The sequence below is a fragment of the Nocardiopsis sp. MT53 genome, from assembly GCF_019598965.1.
In the GTDB taxonomy this organism is placed as follows: Bacteria; Actinomycetota; Actinomycetes; order Streptosporangiales; family Streptosporangiaceae; genus Nocardiopsis; species Nocardiopsis changdeensis.
Genome location: NZ_CP080599.1, coordinates 3,198,668 through 3,216,322, shown reverse-complemented (window position 1 = coordinate 3,216,322; position 17,655 = coordinate 3,198,668). Strand labels below are relative to the sequence as shown.

Annotated in this window: 15 protein-coding genes; 8 read left to right on the top strand and 7 right to left on the bottom strand. The window is 72.7% G+C overall.

What is annotated here, in order from left to right:
• The first annotated feature begins 30 nt into the window (after positions 1–30).
• The 5 genes from K1J57_RS14345 to K1J57_RS14325 all read left to right on the top strand — a co-directional run bounded on the left by K1J57_RS14345 (position 31) and on the right by K1J57_RS14325 (position 6,206).
• On the top strand, positions 31–999 hold the full coding sequence (locus tag K1J57_RS14345) for a LysR family transcriptional regulator (RefSeq protein WP_220564911.1): 969 nt from the start codon (positions 31–33) through the stop codon (positions 997–999).
• A 292-nt stretch (positions 1,000–1,291) separates the two neighbouring features.
• The gene (locus tag K1J57_RS14340) at positions 1,292–2,116 is read left to right on the top strand and encodes a hypothetical protein (RefSeq protein ID WP_220564910.1); all 825 of its coding nucleotides are present in this window, start codon (positions 1,292–1,294) and stop codon (positions 2,114–2,116) included.
• A gap of 37 nt (positions 2,117–2,153) precedes the next feature.
• Entirely contained in the window at positions 2,154–4,082 is a 1,929-nt protein-coding gene (locus tag K1J57_RS14335) for a fumarate reductase/succinate dehydrogenase flavoprotein subunit (RefSeq protein ID WP_220564909.1), read from the top strand.
• Positions 4,079–4,867 (top strand): succinate dehydrogenase/fumarate reductase iron-sulfur subunit, encoded by a 789-nt coding sequence (locus K1J57_RS14330; RefSeq protein WP_220564908.1) that lies wholly within the window; start codon positions 4,079–4,081, stop codon positions 4,865–4,867. The genes K1J57_RS14335 and K1J57_RS14330 overlap by 4 nt, the downstream gene beginning before the upstream one ends.
• A gap of 217 nt (positions 4,868–5,084) precedes the next feature.
• On the top strand, positions 5,085–6,206 hold the full coding sequence (locus tag K1J57_RS14325; protein ID WP_220564907.1) for a DNA alkylation repair protein: 1,122 nt from the start codon (positions 5,085–5,087) through the stop codon (positions 6,204–6,206).
• A 13-nt stretch (positions 6,207–6,219) separates the two neighbouring features.
• On the opposite strand, the gene K1J57_RS14320 is transcribed toward K1J57_RS14325, so the two are convergent.
• From K1J57_RS14320 to K1J57_RS14295, 6 genes are all read right to left on the bottom strand, one after another.
• On the bottom strand, positions 6,220–6,576 hold the full coding sequence (locus tag K1J57_RS14320) for a hypothetical protein (RefSeq protein ID WP_220564906.1): 357 nt from the start codon (positions 6,574–6,576) through the stop codon (positions 6,220–6,222).
• A 91-nt stretch (positions 6,577–6,667) separates the two neighbouring features.
• The gene (locus K1J57_RS14315) at positions 6,668–7,303 is read right to left on the bottom strand and encodes an MBL fold metallo-hydrolase (RefSeq protein ID WP_220564905.1); all 636 of its coding nucleotides are present in this window, start codon (positions 7,301–7,303) and stop codon (positions 6,668–6,670) included.
• A 109-nt stretch (positions 7,304–7,412) separates the two neighbouring features.
• A complete protein-coding gene (locus K1J57_RS14310) occupies positions 7,413–8,411 on the bottom strand; it encodes an adenylate/guanylate cyclase domain-containing protein (protein ID WP_220564904.1) in 999 nt (332 codons plus the stop codon).
• A gap of 121 nt (positions 8,412–8,532) precedes the next feature.
• On the bottom strand, positions 8,533–9,051 hold the full coding sequence (locus K1J57_RS14305; RefSeq protein ID WP_220564903.1) for a PH domain-containing protein: 519 nt from the start codon (positions 9,049–9,051) through the stop codon (positions 8,533–8,535).
• A gap of 114 nt (positions 9,052–9,165) precedes the next feature.
• Entirely contained in the window at positions 9,166–10,026 is an 861-nt protein-coding gene (locus tag K1J57_RS14300; protein WP_220564902.1) for a biotin--[acetyl-CoA-carboxylase] ligase, read from the bottom strand.
• 103 nt (positions 10,027–10,129) lie between these two features.
• A complete protein-coding gene (locus K1J57_RS14295) occupies positions 10,130–12,700 on the bottom strand; it encodes a phosphoenolpyruvate carboxylase (protein WP_255647176.1) in 2,571 nt (856 codons plus the stop codon).
• 313 nt (positions 12,701–13,013) lie between these two features.
• Here K1J57_RS14295 and K1J57_RS14290 point away from each other — a divergent pair, with 313 nt between their 5' ends.
• From K1J57_RS14290 to K1J57_RS14280, 3 genes are all read left to right on the top strand, one after another.
• Positions 13,014–14,624, top strand: a complete 1,611-nt coding sequence (locus K1J57_RS14290; RefSeq protein WP_220564900.1) for an acyl-CoA carboxylase subunit beta — start codon at positions 13,014–13,016, stop codon at positions 14,622–14,624.
• Complete coding sequence (locus tag K1J57_RS14285; RefSeq protein WP_220564899.1) at positions 14,621–14,848, top strand: acyl-CoA carboxylase subunit epsilon; 228 nt, start codon at positions 14,621–14,623, stop codon at positions 14,846–14,848. Before K1J57_RS14290 ends, K1J57_RS14285 begins: the two co-directional genes overlap by 4 nt.
• 72 nt (positions 14,849–14,920) lie before the next feature.
• Positions 14,921–16,684 (top strand): biotin carboxylase N-terminal domain-containing protein, encoded by a 1,764-nt coding sequence (locus K1J57_RS14280; protein ID WP_220564898.1) that lies wholly within the window; start codon positions 14,921–14,923, stop codon positions 16,682–16,684.
• Positions 16,685–16,738: 54 nt separating this feature from the next.
• On the opposite strand, the gene K1J57_RS14275 is transcribed toward K1J57_RS14280, so the two are convergent.
• Positions 16,739–17,350 (bottom strand): Uma2 family endonuclease, encoded by a 612-nt coding sequence (locus K1J57_RS14275; protein ID WP_255647051.1) that lies wholly within the window; start codon positions 17,348–17,350, stop codon positions 16,739–16,741.
• Positions 17,351–17,655 lie beyond the last annotated feature (305 nt).

The following is a 17,655-nucleotide window of genomic DNA, read 5'->3' as shown; positions in this document are numbered from 1 at the left end:
TCTGGTCTCCATAGCCGTAGGCTATGGATCATGCAGTTCCAACAGCTCGCCTACTTCGTCGCCGTCGCCCGTACACGCCATTTCACCCGCGCAGCAGAGCTTTCCCGCGTCGCCCAGCCGAGCTTGAGCAAACAGATCCGCAGCCTTGAGCGGGAGTTGGGCGCGCCGTTATTCAGTCGTGCCCGGGGGAATATCACACTCACTCCGGCGGGCGAGGCGCTGCTCCCGCTGGCCCAGCGCATCCTGACGGACCTGGAGACGGCCCGGCGCGAGGTGGCCGAGCTGGCCGGGGTGCGCAGGGGCCGGGTCCGCCTCGGGGCCACCCCCTCGCTGTGCGCGGGGCTGCTCGCGGACGTGCTCGCCGACTTCCACACACGCTATCCGGGGATCGAGCTGAACGTGGAGGAGAGCGGGTCCCGCGACCTCATCCGCGACCTGGGCCGGGGCGAGCTGGACCTGGCGCTGATCATCCTGCCCCTCCAGAGCAGCGACCCGGACCTGTCCACCGTCCCGATCCTGCGGGAGAACCTGGTGGTGGCCAGCCCGATGACGCGCCCCTCCCCCACCGGCCGGGCGTCGGTCCGGATCACGGAGCTGCGGGACCGGCCCCTGGTGATGTTCCGGCGGGGGTACGACGTGCGCGAGGCGACGCTGCGGGCGTGCCGGGCAGCGGGGTTCGAGCCGGAGCTGGCGGTGGAGGGCGGCGAGATGGACGCCGTGCTGCGCTTCGTGGAGGCGGGCCTGGGCCTGGCGGTGGTGCCGAGCATGGTGCTCAAGAACCGCCCGGGCCTGCGGGGGACGCCGCTGGCCCGGCCCCGGCTGCTGCGCACGGTGGCGCTGGCGCGGCGCAAGGACGTGGACCCCTCGCACTCGGCGGACGCGTTCCGCCGCCACCTCAACGAGTACCTGCTGGGGATGTCGGCGCAGGAGCTGGGCCCGGACCTGGAAGTGCTCATCACGGACCCGGAGGCGGGCGGCCGGGAAAGGAGCGGGGGTTGACCCCTATCACTTCCGCCACTTAATTATCAAAAGAACCGAACATCCCAAAAGCGCCTTCCCATTCCGTTTTTGTGACATAAGCACACAAAAAACAGAAAAAGAGTGACGCGTTTCACATCCTTTTCTCCGGGGTTTCGTGGAACCTGATATGTGACCGTCATCACAGCCGCCTAACGTGGCGTGACAGAGCGGTTCCCTTCCGGCCATCCCGGGCCGGCCGGCACTCGACGGAGGCGCGACGGCGGGGACGCGGCCACCCGCGGCCCTCCCCGACCGGGCCCTCCCACTGGAGGTGGAGACGACGGTGACCCCGCCCGACGGCGCGACCCCCGCACGCGCCCGGATACAGATCCCGCAGCGCACCCTGCGCACCGACCGATGGTGGCTCGGCCCCCTGCTCACCACACTGGGCCTGGCCACCTTCGTCGTCTACGCGACCCTGCGCGTCCTCCAACAGGACCACTACTGGGTCCAGGAGCACCACTACCTGACCCCGTTCTACTCGCCCTGCCTGGCCGCCCAGTGCGCGCCCGACGCCGCGCTGTTCGGGCGCCTGCCGGTGGAGTTCCCGCCGCTGATCCCCTACGCGCTGGTCAGCCTGCCGTTCCTGCTGCTGTTCCGGCTGACCTGCTACTACTACCGCAAGGCCTACTACCGCTCGATCTGGCAGGCGCCCACGGCCTGCGCCGTCCGGGAGCCGCACCGGTCCTACACCGGCGAGACCCGGCCGCTGATGCTCCCGCAGAACGCGCACCGGTACTTCTTCTACGTCGCCCTCGCCATCACCGTGATCAACACCTGGGACATGCTCGTCCCCTTCTTCCACGGCACGGACGGCGGCTTCGGCATCGGCCTGGGCAACGTGATCATGGTCGTCAACGTGCTGATGCTGTGGGGCTACACGCTCAGCTGCCACTCCTGCCGCCACATCATGGGCGGCCGCCTGCGCAGCTTCGGCCGCCACCCGGTCCGCTACCGGCTGTGGACGGGCGTCTCCCGGCTCAACGACCGGCACATGTACTTCGGCTGGGCGAGCATCGCCACCCTCATCGCCACCGACGCCTACGTCGCGCTCATGGCGAGCGGCGTCATCTCCGACCTGCGCTTCTTCAACTGAACCCTCTGGGCACGAGGCCGACCCGGAAAGGCACACGATGGCTCCTCCGAGAGCACCCGGCGTGACCCGCCACACCTACGACGTGGTCGTGATCGGCGCGGGCGGCGCGGGACTGCGCGCCGCCATCGCCGCCCGCGAACAGGGCATGCGCACCGCCGTCATCTCCAAGTCGCTGTTCGGCAAGGCGCACACGGTGATGGCCGAGGGCGGCGCCGCGGCCGCGCTGGGCAACGCCAACCCCGCCGACGAGTGGCGGATCCACTTCCGCGACACCATCCGCGGCGGCAAGTTCCTCAACGACCCCCGCATGGCCGAGCTGCACGCGCGCGAGGCCCCCGACCGCATCCTGGAGCTGGAGTACTGGGGCGCGCTGTTCGACCGGACCCCCGACGGCCGGATCAGCCAGCGCAACTTCGGCGGGCACGAGTACCCCCGCCTGGCGCACGTGGGCGACCGGACCGGCCTGGAGATGATCCGGACCCTCCAGCAGCGCGTCGTGGCGCTCCAGCAGGCCGACGCCGCCGAGCTGGGCGACCCCGACGCCATGCTGCGGGTCTTCCCCGAGACTGCGGTCACCGAGCTGCTGCTGCACGACGGGGCGATCGCCGGGGCGTTCGGCTACCGCCGCGAGGACGGCGGGTTCGTCGTGTTCGAGGCGCCGGCGGTGGTCCTGGCCACCGGCGGCATCGGCAAGATGTTCCGGACCACCTCCAACTCCTGGGAGTACACCGGCGACGGCCACGCGCTGGCGCTGCGGGCCGGGGCCTCGCTCATCAACATGGAGTTCGTCCAGTTCCACCCCACCGGCATGGTCTGGCCGCCGTCGGTGCGGGGCATCCTCGTCACCGAGTCCGTGCGCGGCGACGGCGGGGTCCTGCGCAACTCCGAGGGCCGCCGCTTCATGTTCGACTACGTCCCCGACGTGTTCCGCGCCCAGTACGCGGAGACCGAGGCGGAGGCCGACGGCTGGTACGACGACCCGGCGAACCACCGCAGGCCCCCGGAGCTGCTGCCGCGCGACGAGGTTGCGCGGGCGATCAACAGCGAGGTCAAGGCCGGCCGGGGGTCCCCGCACGGCGGGGTGTTCCTGGACGTGTCCACCCGGCTGCCCGCCGAGGAGATCCGCCGCCGGCTGCCGTCCATGCACCACCAGTTCAAGGAGCTGGCGGACGTGGACATCACCACCGAGCCGATGGAGGTGGGCCCCACCTGCCACTACGTGATGGGCGGGGTGCGGGTGGACGCGGAGACCGCCGCCTCCGACGTGCCCGGGCTGTTCGCGGCCGGCGAGGTGGCGGGCGGCATGCACGGCTCCAACCGGCTGGGCGGCAACTCGCTGTCGGACCTGCTGGTGTTCGGCCGCCGGGCCGGGCAGGGCGCGGCCGGGTACGTCGCCGGGCTCTCCGGGCGCGCGCCCTACGGGAGCGTGGCGGGCCGGGTGGCCGAGGCCGCCGAGCACGCGCTGGCGTTCCTCAAGCAGGGCACCGGGGAGAATCCGTACACGCTCCACTCCGACCTCCAGGACACCATGAACGACCTGGTCGGGATCATCCGGCGCGGTCCGGAGCTGGCGGAGGCCCTGGACCGGCTGGACGTCCTGCTGGAACGCTCCGCGGCGCTGAGCGCCCCCGGCGACCGGGTGTACAACCCGGGCTGGCACCTGGCGATGTCGCTGCCCAACATGCTCGTGGTGTCGCGGGCGATCGCGGCGTCGGCGCTGGAGCGGGAGGAGTCGCGCGGCGGCCACACCCGCGACGACTTCCCGGAGATGTCGTCCCAGTGGCGGCGGATCAACCTGGAGGTCCGCGTCGGCGGGGACGGCGCGGTGGCGGTCGGGCGCCGCCCGGTGCCCGACATCCCCGGGGAGCTGCTGTCGGTGTTCGACCCCGACGAGCTGGCCAAGTACCTGACCAAGGAGGAGCTGCCCGAGGCGGCCGGCGGCGTGGACGGAGAGGAGCGGGCATGAGCGAGAGGTTGTTCCGGGTCTGGCGCGGCGGGGCCGACGGGGGGCTGTCGGAGTACCGGGTGGAGGTGAACGAGGGAGAGGTGGTGCTGGACGCGCTGCACCGCCTCCAGGCCACCCAGGCCCCCGACCTGGCGGTGCGCTGGAACTGCAAGGCGGGCAAGTGCGGCTCGTGCTCGATGGAGATCAACGGGATGCCGCGGCTGTCGTGCATGACGCGGATGAGCGTGTTCGCCGAGGACGAGACGGTCACGGTGACGCCCCTGCGCACGTTCCCGGTGATCCGGGACCTGGTGTGCGACGTGTCGTTCAACTACGACAAGGCGCGGGAGATCCCGTCCTTCACCCCGGACCCGGCGACGGAGCCCGGGGACTTCCGGATGGCGCAGGTCGATGTGGAGCGCTCGCAGGAGTTCCGCAAGTGCATCGAGTGCTTCCTGTGCAACAGCGTGTGCCACGTGATCCGCGACCACGAGGAGAACCAGCCGCACTTCTCCGGCCCGCGGTACCTCATGCGGGTGGCCGAACTGGAGATGCACCCGGAGGACACCGCCGACCGGCGGGCGATCGCCCAGGACGAGTTCGGGCTCGGCTACTGCAACATCACCAAGTGCTGTACGGAGGTGTGCCCGGAGGGCATCCACATCACCGACAACGCGCTCATCCCCATGAAGGAGCGCGTCGCCGACCGCAGGTACGACCCGCTGGTGTGGCTGGGGTCCAAGATCGGGGTCCGCCCCAAGGACACCCCGATCGTGCCCAACATCCGCCGCCCGGCGGGCGACTGACCCGGCCCGGGGTGCGGGGCCGCCGGCCCCGCACCCCGGTCGCGGTGGCCTCCCGGCGGATGCCCGGGGCCGCGTTCCCCGTCGGGGACGTCCGCTGCCGGAAATGGGCGCCTATGAGCCGAGCGCGAGGAGAACGACCGATCATCCGCTTGATGGCGAATCTCGACTTTTCCCGTGCCGGGCGGCACACTGTGCCCCTCGGACAGGGCGGGGGCGGATGGCGGACGAGAGCGGTCTCAAACGGCACGTCGGCGGCGGGGCCGCGCGGGTGCTGGGCACGGCGATCCGGGAGCGGCTCCCCGGGTTCGACGTGGAGGGCTACGCCGCCGAGGTGGCGGCCCGGGTCGGCCCGCTGGAGCTCAAGGACCGGGTCATGGTGATGGCCGAGGGCCTGCGCGCCCGGCTGCCCGCCGCCTACCCCGAGGCCGTCGGGGTGCTCGTGGACTCCCTGGGCGAGGACCTGGTGGACGGGGCGGGGATGTACGCGCAGGGCTTCCACCTGATGGCGGTGGCCCGGTTCGTGGAGGAGTACGGGGTGGCCCACCCCGAGGTGTCGCTGCCTGCTCTGGTGGAGATCACCCGGCGGCACACCTCCGAGTTCGCGGTGCGCCCCTTCCTGGTCCACCACCGGGAGGCGGCCATGGAGCTGATGCGCGCCTGCGCCGCCGACCCCGACCCCAACGTGCGGCGGTTCGCCAGCGAGGGGCTGCGGCCCCGGCTGCCGTGGGCGCGGCGGCTGCCGGAGTTCGTCGCCGACCCCGGGCCGGTGCTGGAGGTCCTGGAGGCGCTGCGCAACGACCCGTCGGCGTACGTTCGCACCTCGGTCGCCAACAACCTCAACGACATCTCGCGCGACCACCCCGGACGGATCCTGGACCTGGCCGAGCGGTGGACCCGGGAGAGCCCGACCCCCGAGACCGCCTGGACCGTCCGGCACGCGCTGCGCACCCTGGTCAAGCGGGGCGACCCGCGGGCGCTGGCGCTGCTGGGAGCGACCGGGGGCGACCACGTGCTCGCCGAGGGGCTGGCCCTCTCCCCCACCGTCCTGGACCTGGGGGACACCCTGGAGGTGCGGGTGGAGCTGGCCAACACCGACGACCGCCCGCACACGGTCATCGTGGACTACCGGGTCCACTACGTGAAGGCCGACGGCACCCGCCGCCCCAAGGTGTTCAAGTGGACCACCGTGGAGCTGTGCGCGGGCGAGCGGCGCGCGCTGGTCAAGCGGCACCGGGTGAAGCCGGTCAGCACCCGCACCCACCACCCGGGCGAACACCTGGTGGAGGTGCAGGTCAACGGGGCGATCAAGGCGGCCGCCCCGTTCGGGCTGCGGGTCTGAGCCGCCCGGCCGGTCAGGCCCCGGCGGCGATGAGCGGGCGCATGTCCAGCCGGTGCACCCCGGCGGGCCCCTGCGGGTCCCAGCCGTCGGCGAGCGCGGCGCGGACCGCCTCGGCCACCCGGGCCGGGGTGATGGGCTCGGGCATGAACTCGTCGGGCGAGCAGTCCGGGCAGCAGTAGTGGGACAACGGAAGCCACTCGCCCAGGGTCACCGAGAGCAGGCGGCCGGGCGCGTCCTCGCGCTCCACGGCGAAGGTCAGCGGGCGGGAGCGGGCCCGGGCCTCGGTGACGCTGCGGCGGGAGCGGTGGCGCCAGCGGTAGGCGACGCCGTCGACGGTGATCCTGCGGGTGCCCTTCCTGGGCATGGTCATCGGTGGCCTCGTTCGGTAGGGGGCGGTGACGGGCACCACCGTAGGGACCGCGGGCCCCGCGGCGCCACGGGTTTTCCGCCCCGGCCCGGGCTCAGAAGCCGCGGGCCGCCCAGTCGTCCAGGTGCGCGGCCGCCTCGGCGACGGTGGTCGACTCCCCGTGCCCGGGGTGGACGACCGTCTCCCCCGGCAGCACCGCCAGGTGGTCGCGGATGGACGCGATGATGGTCGGGAAGTCCGACAGCGGCTGCCCGGTGGCCCCCGGCCCGTCCGGGAAGAGCGTGTCCCCGGTGAAGACCGCGCCGATGGCGGGCGCGTACAGGCTCACCCCGCCGGGCGTGTGCCCGGGGGTGTGCAGGATCCGCAGCTCGATCCCGCCGACCTGGAGGGCCTCGCCGTGCAGCAGCGGGGCGTCCGGCTCCTGGTCGGGGTGCACCAGGTGCCACAGGTCGGCGTCGTCGGGGTGCAGCAGGACCGGGGTGTCGGTGAGCTCGGCCAGCGCCGCCGCCGCGTTGATGTGGTCGGCGTGGCCGTGGGTGCACACGATCGCCATGAGCTCCCGGTCGCCCAGGCCGCGGGCGATGGCCCGGTGGTCGTGGGCGGCGTCGATGACGATCGCGCTCTCCTCGTCGCCCACGATCCACACGTTGTTCTCGATCGCGGACTCGGCGCCCTCAAGGCTGAGCACCCCTGAGGTGCGCAGCCGAACGACCGGGTACGGGTCGGTCATCGAAGCCTCCACCACCTTGTCCGCTGCTGGGTTCCGGCGCCTATGAGCCTATCCCGAGCGGCCCCCGCCCACACGCCTCCGGGGACCGGGTCCGCCGCCGGGCCGGGGCTCAGGCGGTGACGCCGGGCTCGAAGTTGCGGCGCAGGGCGTAGGGCTGGATGAGGCCCAGCCCGTGGGCGTGCCGCGCCCGCACCTTGACCACCTGGAGGCCCTCGGCCCCGTCCAGGCTGCGGGCCAGCTCCTCGTCGATGAGGACGGTGCCGGGCCGGGCGAAGGAGGTGAGGCGGCTGGACCGGTTGACGGTGGTGCCGAACACGTCGCCGTGCAGGGTGAGCACCGGGCCCGAGGACAGGCCCACCCGCACGTCGGGGACCTCGACGTGGGTCTTCACCCCCGAGGCGAGGCGCAGGGCGATGTCGGCGGCCTTGACGGGGTCGTCGGCCACGTAGAGCACCTCGTCGCCGAGGGTCTTGACCACCCGGCCGCCGCCGGAGGCGACGATGTCGGCGGCGGTGGCCTCGAAGCCCTCCACCACCTGGGCCAGCTCCACCTCGTCGAGCTCGCGGCTGAGGGTGGTGAAGGAGACCAGGTCGGCGAACCCGACGATGAGCGGGTAGTAGTTGGGCACGCCGTCGACGCCGTTGGACATCACGGCCAGGGTGCGGGCGGTGGAGGCGGCGAGCTGGCGGCGCCAGATGTGCAGCAGCAGCCGCTCCACGTCGGGCAGCAGCTCCTTGACCTGGTTCATCAGGGGCCCGGCGCCCCCGACGCCCTCCCCCTCGCGGAACAGCAGGGTGCTGAGGATGCTGGTCTGCCAGTCGGCCAGCCGGGCCATGGTCTGCCCCATGGCGCGGGCGAAGCGGACCACCGCCTCCTCGTCGAGGACGCCCTCGTCGAGCAGCCCGGTGGCCAGCCGCAGGGCCTCGACGTCGCTCTCGGTGAAGATGACGGTGTCGTCGCTCTGCGTGGGGAAGCCCAGGGCACGCCAGACCCGGCCGGCGAGCTCGGGGTCGGCCGCGGCCAGCTCGATCGCCTGCTCCCTGGTGTAGACCGCCTCACCGCCCAGGAGAGCGGTCTCGATCACTTTCGGGTCAGGACGCGACGACATACGTTCTCTTTCACGGAACCGTCCCCGCCCGTGCGGGGAGCGAGTACTGGGGGCCACCGCGTCGGCGCCGCGGGGTCCACCTCCAGCTTACGCCGGAGACCGCCGCCGCTCCGGGCGGCCGTCACCGGGGGGCGGCGGGGGACTCCGGACGGTGGGCGCCGTCGACCCGTCTGTAGATCTCCGACTGGAACCACTCCGGGCGCGGGACCTTTCTGAGGGTGATGGCCTCCTGCTCGGAGGCCGACTGCACCGTCAACGTCCCGTACCTCATGACGCGTTCCCACACCGACATGCTGAAGGCGACGTCGTTGACCCGGGTGAGCGGCATGTCCCGCCCCTTCCGGGAGATGAGGCCCTGACGCGTCATCAGGCGGCGGTCGGTGAGGATGTAGACGGTCGAGGACCAGCGCAGCAGGGGGACGAGCCAGAAGACCAGCGCGGCGACCAGGGCGAGGACCCCGACCACCCCGGCGGCGGCGGGCGCCCACTCCTCCTGCCAGGGCAGGAACCACAGCGCAGCGGCGGTGGCGGCGACGATGGCCGCCAGGGCCGTGAACTCCTCGACGAGCACGGTCCAGTGCTGACGGACGACGTGGACGAGCTCCTCGTCGTCGGAGAGGTGACGGTCCGCGATAGCCATGCCTGGATCATGGCACAGGCCGGTACCGCCCAGAAAGGCGGTGTCCGCGGCCTGTGGACGGCGTTGCGCGGAAGTTCCCCGGAACGTTCCCCACGGGCCCCGCCCCGGCCGGCCTCAGCCCGCGGGGCGCACGTGCACGACGTCGCCCACGCTCAGGGCCCGCTCCCCCTCGGGTCCGTCGACCACCAGCCGCCCCTCGGCGTCGATCGCGGTCACGACGCCCTCCAGGATCCGGTCGCCGGGCAGGTGCACCCGGACCCGCCGGCCCAGGGTGGTGCAGACGTCGCGGTAGACGGCGGCCAGGCCGCTGCGCTCGGCGTCGCCGCCGGCCGCCGCCCACATCGTGTACAGCTCCTCGAACCCGCCGAGCAGGGACGCCAGCAGCACGCCCCGGTCGAGGTCGGCGGCGCCCTCCCCGCGCAGGGAGACCGCGGTGTCCACGGGCAGCTCGTCGGGGGCCTGGGAGACGTTGAGCCCGATGCCGACGACCACGGCCGGGTCGCCGGAGGAGAAGTCGACCTCGGCGAGGATCCCGGCGAGCTTGCCGTCGCCGCCACCCGGCCGGGCGCGGAACGCCTCGGGGACCAGCAGGTCGTTGGGCCACTTGAGGGCGGCCCGGACCCCGGTGGTGCTGCGCACGGCGCCGACCGCGGCCACGCCCATCAGCGCCGACAGCCAGCCCAGCCGGGCGGGCGGCACGTCGGGGCGCAGCAGCAGGGAGACGGTGAGGGCGGCGCGCGGCGGGGTGCTGAAGCCGCGCCCCATCCGGCCGCGGCCCGCGCTCTGGTGCTCGGCCACCAGCACGCTGCCGTGCGGTGCCCCGGCGCGGCCGCGGGCGGCCAGCTCGGTGTTGGTGGACCCGGCCTCGGGCACCACCTCGATCCGCTCCCACATGCCGCCGGGGCGGACGAGTCCGGCGTTGAGCGCCGCCGGGTCGAGCGGCGGGCGCGGGAAGGGGTCCTCGGTTGCGGCCATACCCCCATTACAGCAGCGCCGGAACCCCGCCGGGACACCGTGCCCGGCCGGCCCGCCCCGGCCCCCGAGGGGGCCGGGGCGGGCCTCGCGCGGGAGCGGGCGGTCAGCCGGTGTTCTGGAGCCCGGCGGCGACGCCGTTGACCGACAGCAGCAGGAGCCGCTCCAGGTGCTGCTGGTCCTCGGGCGACAGGGTCGCGGCGTCCTCCGAGCGCAGCGCCTCCAGGGCCCGCAGCTGGAGGTGGGACAGCGCGTCCACGTACGGGTTGCGCAGGTCCACCGCGCGCGAGAGCACGCGGCGGGTCTCCAGCAGCCGGGAGTGCCCGGTCACCCGCAGCACCAGGTCGCGGGTGAGGTCGTACTCGGCCAGGACCCGCTCGCTCATCTCGGGCCGGCCGCCCAGGGCGAGGTAGCGCTCGGCGATGGTGCGGTCGGTCTTGGCCAGGCTCATCTCCGCGTTGTCCAGCAGCGACGAGAACATGGGCCACTCGCGGTAGGCGTCCTGGAGCAGCGACAGGTCGGACACGGCCGCCAGGCCGGTGCCCAGCCCGTACCAGCCGGGCAGGTTGACCCGGGTCTGGGTCCAGGCGAACACCCACGGGATGGCGCGCAGGTCGCCCAGCCCCCGGGCGGCGCCGCGGCGGGCCGGGCGCGAGCCCAGCCGCAGCTCGCCCAGCTCCTCCAGCGGGCTGACCCGGGAGAACCAGGCGGCGAACCCGTCGGCGTTGATGAGGTCGAGGTAGGCCCGCTGGGCGGCGGCCCCGATGGCGTCGGCGTGCGGCCGGTACTTCAGGGCGGCGGAGCGCTCGCGCTCCTGCACCTCGTCGGTGGAGGCCATCAGGACGGCGTGGCCGACCTGCTCGATGTGCCGCCGGGCCAGGTCGGCCTGGCCGTAGCGGGCGAAGATGACCTCGCCCTGCTCGGTGACCTTGAACCGGCCGTCGACCGAGCCGGGCGCCTGCGCGAGCAGGGCGCGGCTGGCGGGGCCGCCGCCGCGGCCCAGGGAGCCGCCGCGGCCGTGGAACAGCGTGAGGCGCACGTCGTGGCGGCGGGCCCAGTCGGCCAGCCGGGCCTGGGCGTCGTACAGCCGCAGGGTGGCGCTGACCGGGCCGACGTCCTTGGCGGAGTCGCTGTAGCCGAGCATCACCTCGACGCGGCGGCCGCTCTGCTCCAGGCGCTCCCGCACCTGGCGGAGTCCGAGCATGCCGTCCAGGACGCCGGGGGAGGCGTCCAGGTCGGCGCCGGTCTCGAAGAGCGGGATGACGTCGAGGACGGGGCGGCGGTCGGCCGGCAGCGCGTACTCCGCCAGCTCGTACACGGCGGCGATGTCGTCGGCGGAGCGGGTGAAGCTGACGATGTAGCGGCGGCAGGCCTCCACTCCGAAGCGCTCCTGGATCCAGGAGACGACCCGGATGGTGTCCAGGACCTCGCGGGTGCGCTCGGTCAGCTCCCCGTCGGGGCCGTGCTCGCGCAGTTCGGCCAGGGCCGCGGCGTGCACCTCGCTGTGCTGGCGGATCTCCAGCTCGGCGAGGTGGAACCCGAAGGTCTCGGCCTGCCAGACGAGGTGCTGGAGCTCGCCGTAGGCCTGCCGGTTCGCCCCGGCGGCGGCCAGGGACTCCTGGACGGTGCGCAGGTCGGCGAGGAACGCCTCGGCGTTCGGGTAGGCCAGGTCGGCGTCGCGCTCGCGGGTGGCGCGCAGCCGGGCGGCGGCGTACAGCAGGAACCGGCGGTGCGGCTCGTTGGGCGAGCGGTCGGAGATCTCCGCCAGCAGCGACGGCTGTCCGGCGCGGGCCGAGGAGAGCGCGTCGAGCAGGGCCTGCGAGGCGGGGGTGAGGTTGCCGTAGGCGGTGAGGGTGCGGGCGATCCGGTCGCAGGCGGACTCCAGGCCGCGCAGCACGTGCTCGGACTGGATGCGCACCGCCTCGCGGGTCACCTCGTGGGTGACGTAGGGGTTGCCGTCGCGGTCGCCGCCGATCCAGGTCCCGTAGCGGACGAACGGCACGGCCCGGGGCGGGCGGACACCGGTGCCCTCGGGGTCCAGGGCCCGGTCCAGGGAGCGGTAGACGTGCGGGATGACGGAGAAGATGGTCTCGTCGAAGGCCGCCAGGGCGGTGCGCACCTCGTCGAGCGGGTCGAGCCGGGTGTAGCGCAGCTGGGAGGTGCGCCAGAGCAGGTCGATCTCCTCCAGCAGGCGGCGGTGCGCCTCGGCGGCCTCGGTGCTGCCCTCGTGGGCGCCGTGCCAGGCGTCGAGCTGGGCGCTGATCCGCAGGATGGAGGTGGAGACGGCGCGGCGGCGGGCCTCGGTGGGGTGGGCGGTGAGCACAGGGTGGAACTCCATGCCCGCGACCAGCGCGTCGAGGTGCTCCTCTCCCCCGGCGCCCTCGCGGACGGCGCGGACGGCCGCGGCCAGGGACTCGCGGGGCGGGTTGGCTGCGTCGTCGCGCTCGCGCAGCGTGCGCATGCGCTGGTGCTCCTCGGCCAGGTTGGCGAGGTGGAAGTAGACGGTGAAGGCGCGCGCGACCTGCTTTGCGCGTTCCAGGGGCCAGGCGGCCACCAATGCGGTGATCTCCTCGCCGGTGACGGAACCGTCGCGGGCGCCGATGACCGCATGACGGAGTTTTTCGACATCGGCGAGCAGATCCTCGCCGCCGCTCTCCCTGAGCACGGTTCCGAGCATCTCACCGAGCAGCTTGACGTCATTCCTGAGCTGTTCGGGCACTTCCTGGCGCGCACTGTCGCGCTCTGCGCTTACCGCTGTCATAGGGCCGACACTACAGAGAACGGTTCTTCCGGAGCGTTCCCGGGGGCGCATTTCCGAGCCTTTGCCTTGGCGTTAACAATTGTTCCAGAAGTGCGCGGAATTCACAGCCGATCACGTTCCCGACCCCGGCCCGGCCCGCCGCGGCCGCCCCCGGGAGCCGGATGTTACTGACCAGTAACCACAGGGCGCGTCCGCGCCGACCCGCCCCGCGGAGTTAACCTGCGTAGTTATGGCCACCGAAGCCCCTGAACCACTGCCCGCGGACGAGATCGACATCCACACCACCGCGGGCAAGCTCGCCGACCTGCAGCGGCGACGCTACGAGGCGGTCCACGCGGGATCCGCGCGCGCCGTCGAGAAACAGCACGCCAAGGGCAAGATGACCGCCCGCGAACGCATCGACGCCCTGCTCGACCCGGGGTCGTTCGTCGAGCTGGACGCCCTGGCCCGCCACCGGTCCACCAACTTCGGACTGGACGCCAACCGCCCCTACGGGGACGGGGTCGTCACCGGCTACGGAACCGTCGACGGCCGCCCCGTCGCCGTGTTCAGCCAGGACGTCACCGTCTTCGGCGGATCGCTCGGCGAGGTCTACGGTGAGAAGATCTGCAAGGTCCTCGACCACGCCCTCACCAACGGGTGCCCCGTCATCGGCATCAACGAGGGCGGCGGGGCGCGCATCCAGGAGGGCGTCGTCTCCCTGGGCCTGTACGCCGAGATCTTCAAGCGCAACACCCACGCCTCCGGCGTCATCCCGCAGATCTCCGTGATCATGGGCGCCGCCGCCGGCGGCCACGTCTACTCCCCCGCCCTCACCGACTTCATCGTGATGGTCGACGAGACCTCGCAGATGTTCATCACCGGCCCCGACGTCATCAAGACCGTCACCGGCGAGGACGTCTCCATGGAGGAGCTGGGCGGGGCGCGCACCCACAACACCCGGTCCGGCGTCGCCCACTACATGGGCGCCGACGAGCAGGACGCCCTCGACTACGTCAAGGCCCTGCTGGCGCACCTGCCCGGCAACAACCTGGAGGACGCCCCCGTCCTGCCCCCCGAGGAGGACCCCGGCGAGGAGGTCAACGACGCCGACCTGGCTCTGGACGCCTTCGTCCCCGACTCGGCCAACCAGCCCTACGACATCCGGACCGTCATCGGAACGGTCCTGGACGACGGGGACTTCCTGGAGGTCCACGCCATGTTCGCCACCAACATGGTGGTGGGCTTCGGCCGCGTGGACGGGCGCTCCGTCGGCATCATCGCGAACCAGCCCATGAGCCTGGCCGGGTGCCTCGACATCGACGCCTCCGTCAAGGCCGCCCGGTTCGTGCGCACCTGCGACGCGTTCAACATCCCGGTGCTGACCTTCGTGGACGTGCCCGGCTTCCTGCCCGGCACCGACCAGGAGTGGGACGGCATCATCCGCCACGGCGCCAAGCTGCTCTACGCCTACGCCGAGGCCACCGTCCCGCTGATCACCGTGATCACCCGCAAGGCGTTCGGCGGCGCCTACGACGTCATGGGCTCCAAGCACCTGGGCGCCGACATCAACCTCGCCTGGCCCACCGCGCAGATCGCCGTCATGGGCGCCCAGGGCGCGGTGAACATCCTGCACCGGCGCACCCTCGCGGCCGCCGACGACGTGGAGGCCGAGCGGACCCGCCTCATCGGGGAGTACGAGGACACCCTCCTCAACCCCTACTCGGCGGCCGAGCGCGGCTACGTCGACGGGGTCATCCTGCCGTCGGAGACCCGGGTCCAGATCACCAAGGCGCTGCGTGCGCTGGCGAACAAGCGCGCGCAGCTGCCGCCCAAGAAGCACGGGAACATCCCGCTGTGAGCGCGCAGCACACACCGCCGCACCTGGTCGTCGTCCGCGGTGAGCCCACCGCGGAGGAGATCGCCGCCCTCACCGCGGTGCTCGCCGCACGCGCCGCGGCCGCCCGCGCGGCGGCCCGGGCCCCGGACCGGCAGGAGCGCACCTCCGCCTGGCGCGAACGCGCCCGGGGACTGCGCACCCCGCTGCGCCCCGGCCCCGGCGCCTGGCGCACGAGCCTGCGGTGACACCGCCACTACCCGGACTCCCAGGGTGGCGGCCGGCGCATCCGCCCCACCCACAGCAGAAGGATCTCCACCGTGCGTAAAGTTCTGATCGCCAACCGCGGCGAGATCGCCGTGCGCATCGCCCGCGCCTGCCGCGACGCCGGGCTGGACAGCGTCGCCGTCTACGCCGAACCCGACCTGGACGCCCTGCACGTCAAGGTCGCCGACCAGGCCTACTCCCTGGGCGGCTCCACCCCCGCCGACTCCTACCTGGACATCGGCAGGCTGCTGGCCGTCGCCGCCGAGTCGGGGGCCGACGCCGTGCACCCCGGCTACGGGTTCCTGGCCGAGAACGCCGACTTCGCCCAGGCCGTCATCGACGCCGGGCTCACCTGGATCGGGCCGCCCCCCTCCGCGATCACCGCCCTGGGCGACAAGGTCCAGGCCCGCCACATCGCCCAGAAGGTCGGCGCCCCCCTGGTCGCGGGCACCCCCGACCCCGTCGCCTCCGCCGACGAGGTCGTGGAGTTCGCGCGCGAGCACGGGCTGCCCATCGCGATCAAGGCCGCGTTCGGCGGCGGCGGGCGCGGGCTCAAGGTCGCCCACACCCTGGACGAGGTCCCCGACGCCTACGAGTCCGCGGTGCGCGAGGCCGTCACCGCGTTCGGGCGCGGCGAGTGCTTCGTGGAGCGCTACCTCGACAAGCCCCGGCACGTGGAGACCCAGTGCCTGGCCGACTCCCACGGCAACGTCGTCGTGGTGTCCACCCGCGACTGCTCGCTGCAGCGCCGCCACCAGAAGCTGGTGGAGGAGGCCCCGGCGCCGTTCCTGACCCCCGACCAGATGGACCGGCTGTACTCGGCGTCCAAGGCCATCCTCAAGGAGGCCGGCTACGTGGGCGCGGGGACCTGCGAGTTCCTCGTCGGGGTGGACGGCACCATCTCGTTCCTGGAGGTCAACACCCGCCTCCAGGTCGAGCACCCGGTGACCGAGGAGGTCACCGGGATCGACCTGGTGCGGGAGATGTTCCGCGTCGCCGACGGCGAGGAGCTCGGCTACGGGGACCCCGAGGTCCGCGGGCACTCCTTCGAGTTCCGGATCAACGCCGAGGACCCGGGGCGGAACTTCATGCCCGCGCCGGGCACCATCACCGAGTTCGCCCTGCCGGGCGGGCCGGGCGTGCGCGTGGACACCGGCTGCGAGGCGGGGTTCACGGTGCCGCAGGCGTTCGACTCCATGGTCGCCAAGCTGATCGTCACCGGGCGCACCCGCACCCAGGCGCTGGAGCGGGCGCGCCGGGCGCTGGCGGAGTTCACGGTGGGCGGCATGCCCACGGTGATCCCGTTCCACCAGGCCGTGGTGGCCGACCCGGCGTTCGCCCCGGCCGACCCGGACGAGCCGTTCGGGGTGTACACCCGGTGGATCGAGACCGAGTTCGACAACCGGATCGAGCCCTGGGCGGGCACCCCGGGCGAGGCCGCCCCGGCCGCTCGCGAGACCGTGACCGTCGAGGTCGGCGGCAAGCGCATCGACGTGGTGCTGCCCGCCTCCCTCAACGTGGGCGCGGCCCCCGCCCCGGCGGGCGGCCGCAAAAAGCGCGCCTCCCGCTCCGGCGGCGGCACGGCCGCCGCGGCGAGCGGCGACGCGCTGGTGTCGCCCATGCAGGGCACCGTGGTCAAGGTCGTCGCGGCCGAGGGCCAGGAGGTGTCCGAGGGCGACACGGTCGTGGTCATCGAGGCCATGAAGATGGAGCAGCCGCTGACCGCGCACAGGGCCGGAACCGTGACCGGCCTGAAGGTGGGCCCGGGCGAGGCCGTCGGCAACGGCGCCGTCATCTGCGAGATCAAGGACGCCTAGGGCCCTGAACGCGAGCGGGGAGGCACCGGCGGTGCCTCCCCGCTCCGTGTCGGATCAGCGGTTCAGGATGTCGGACAGGTCGATGTCGACGGGGTACGGGGCGGAGAGCTCCAGCCTCTTGCGGTGGATGGAGGGCTTTCCGTACTCACCGCGGGCCGGATCCAGCTCGTGGGCGTAGACCACCGCCTCGTCCCCCTCCTGCTCCACCCGCCAGAAGTGCGGGATCCCCGCCTTGGCGTACAGTTGCGGCTTGCGTTCCCGGTCGCGGTCGACCGACTCGGGTGAGACCACCTCGACGACGAGTTCCACCGCCTCGGGCGGGAACCAGGTCTGTTCGAGCCGCGCGAACGCCTCCTTGCGCACGACCAGCACGTCGGGCTCCGGACGCTGTCTCTCGGCGAGGACCACCGAGAACTCCCACGCCACCTTGAGGTGATCGGGGACGGTCGCTTTGAGGCCGTCGCGCAGGACGTCCATGACCAGCATGTGGAACAGCTTCTGGGGGCTCACCAGGACCAGGCTTCCGTCGATGAGTTCGGTGTGCGGCGGAAGATCCGGGATGCGGTCCAGGTCCTCGGCGGTGAACCCGCCGGGAGGGGGCTGGAGCAGGGACCACGGCAACGGCTCGCCGGCGGTCTCGGCCCTCGCCACAGTGGGTGCGGACATCTCGTCTCCGATCATCGGATCGTTCTCATCGCCGACAGTAGCCATGTCCATCACCTCACCGGGGTGGTATCCGGAAATCATGCCACCGACACCCGCCGGAGGGTGATTCTCGCCGCACCCCCGGGCGGGCCGGGCGGCGGGAAGCCCGATAGGGACGGCGATCCGGTCATCGGATGTGGGAAACCCCGACCGAACCCCCCTGGAAAAGGGAGGAAAGGGCGTATATCGTTCCCCCTTGTGACGAACATCTGGGGACTGACCCGCCGCTGGCACATCGACCTGTGCCGTCGCGGTTGTCAGGCGTG

What these genes read in the sequence shown, in the direction of transcription:
- K1J57_RS14295 (WP_255647176.1), bottom strand. Translation starts at nt 12,700, where the DNA reads ATGCTCGGAACCGTGCTCAGGGAGAGCGGCGGCGAGGATCTGCTCGCC.
- K1J57_RS14275 (WP_255647051.1), bottom strand. Translation starts at nt 17,350, where the DNA reads ATGTCCGCACCCACTGTGGCGAGGGCCGAGACCGCCGGCGAGCCGTTG.
- K1J57_RS14320 (WP_220564906.1), bottom strand. Translation starts at nt 6,576, where the DNA reads ATGACCATGCCCAGGAAGGGCACCCGCAGGATCACCGTCGACGGCGTC.
- K1J57_RS14345 (WP_220564911.1), top strand. Translation starts at nt 31, where the DNA reads ATGCAGTTCCAACAGCTCGCCTACTTCGTCGCCGTCGCCCGTACACGC.
- K1J57_RS14310 (WP_220564904.1), bottom strand. Translation starts at nt 8,411, where the DNA reads ATGTCGTCGCGTCCTGACCCGAAAGTGATCGAGACCGCTCTCCTGGGC.
- K1J57_RS14335 (WP_220564909.1), top strand. Translation starts at nt 2,154, where the DNA reads ATGGCTCCTCCGAGAGCACCCGGCGTGACCCGCCACACCTACGACGTG.
- K1J57_RS14330 (WP_220564908.1), top strand. Translation starts at nt 4,079, where the DNA reads ATGAGCGAGAGGTTGTTCCGGGTCTGGCGCGGCGGGGCCGACGGGGGG.
- K1J57_RS14315 (WP_220564905.1), bottom strand. Translation starts at nt 7,303, where the DNA reads ATGACCGACCCGTACCCGGTCGTTCGGCTGCGCACCTCAGGGGTGCTC.
- K1J57_RS14290 (WP_220564900.1), top strand. Translation starts at nt 13,014, where the DNA reads ATGGCCACCGAAGCCCCTGAACCACTGCCCGCGGACGAGATCGACATC.
- K1J57_RS14305 (WP_220564903.1), bottom strand. Translation starts at nt 9,051, where the DNA reads ATGGCTATCGCGGACCGTCACCTCTCCGACGACGAGGAGCTCGTCCAC.
- K1J57_RS14325 (WP_220564907.1), top strand. Translation starts at nt 5,085, where the DNA reads ATGGCGGACGAGAGCGGTCTCAAACGGCACGTCGGCGGCGGGGCCGCG.
- K1J57_RS14300 (WP_220564902.1), bottom strand. Translation starts at nt 10,026, where the DNA reads ATGGCCGCAACCGAGGACCCCTTCCCGCGCCCGCCGCTCGACCCGGCG.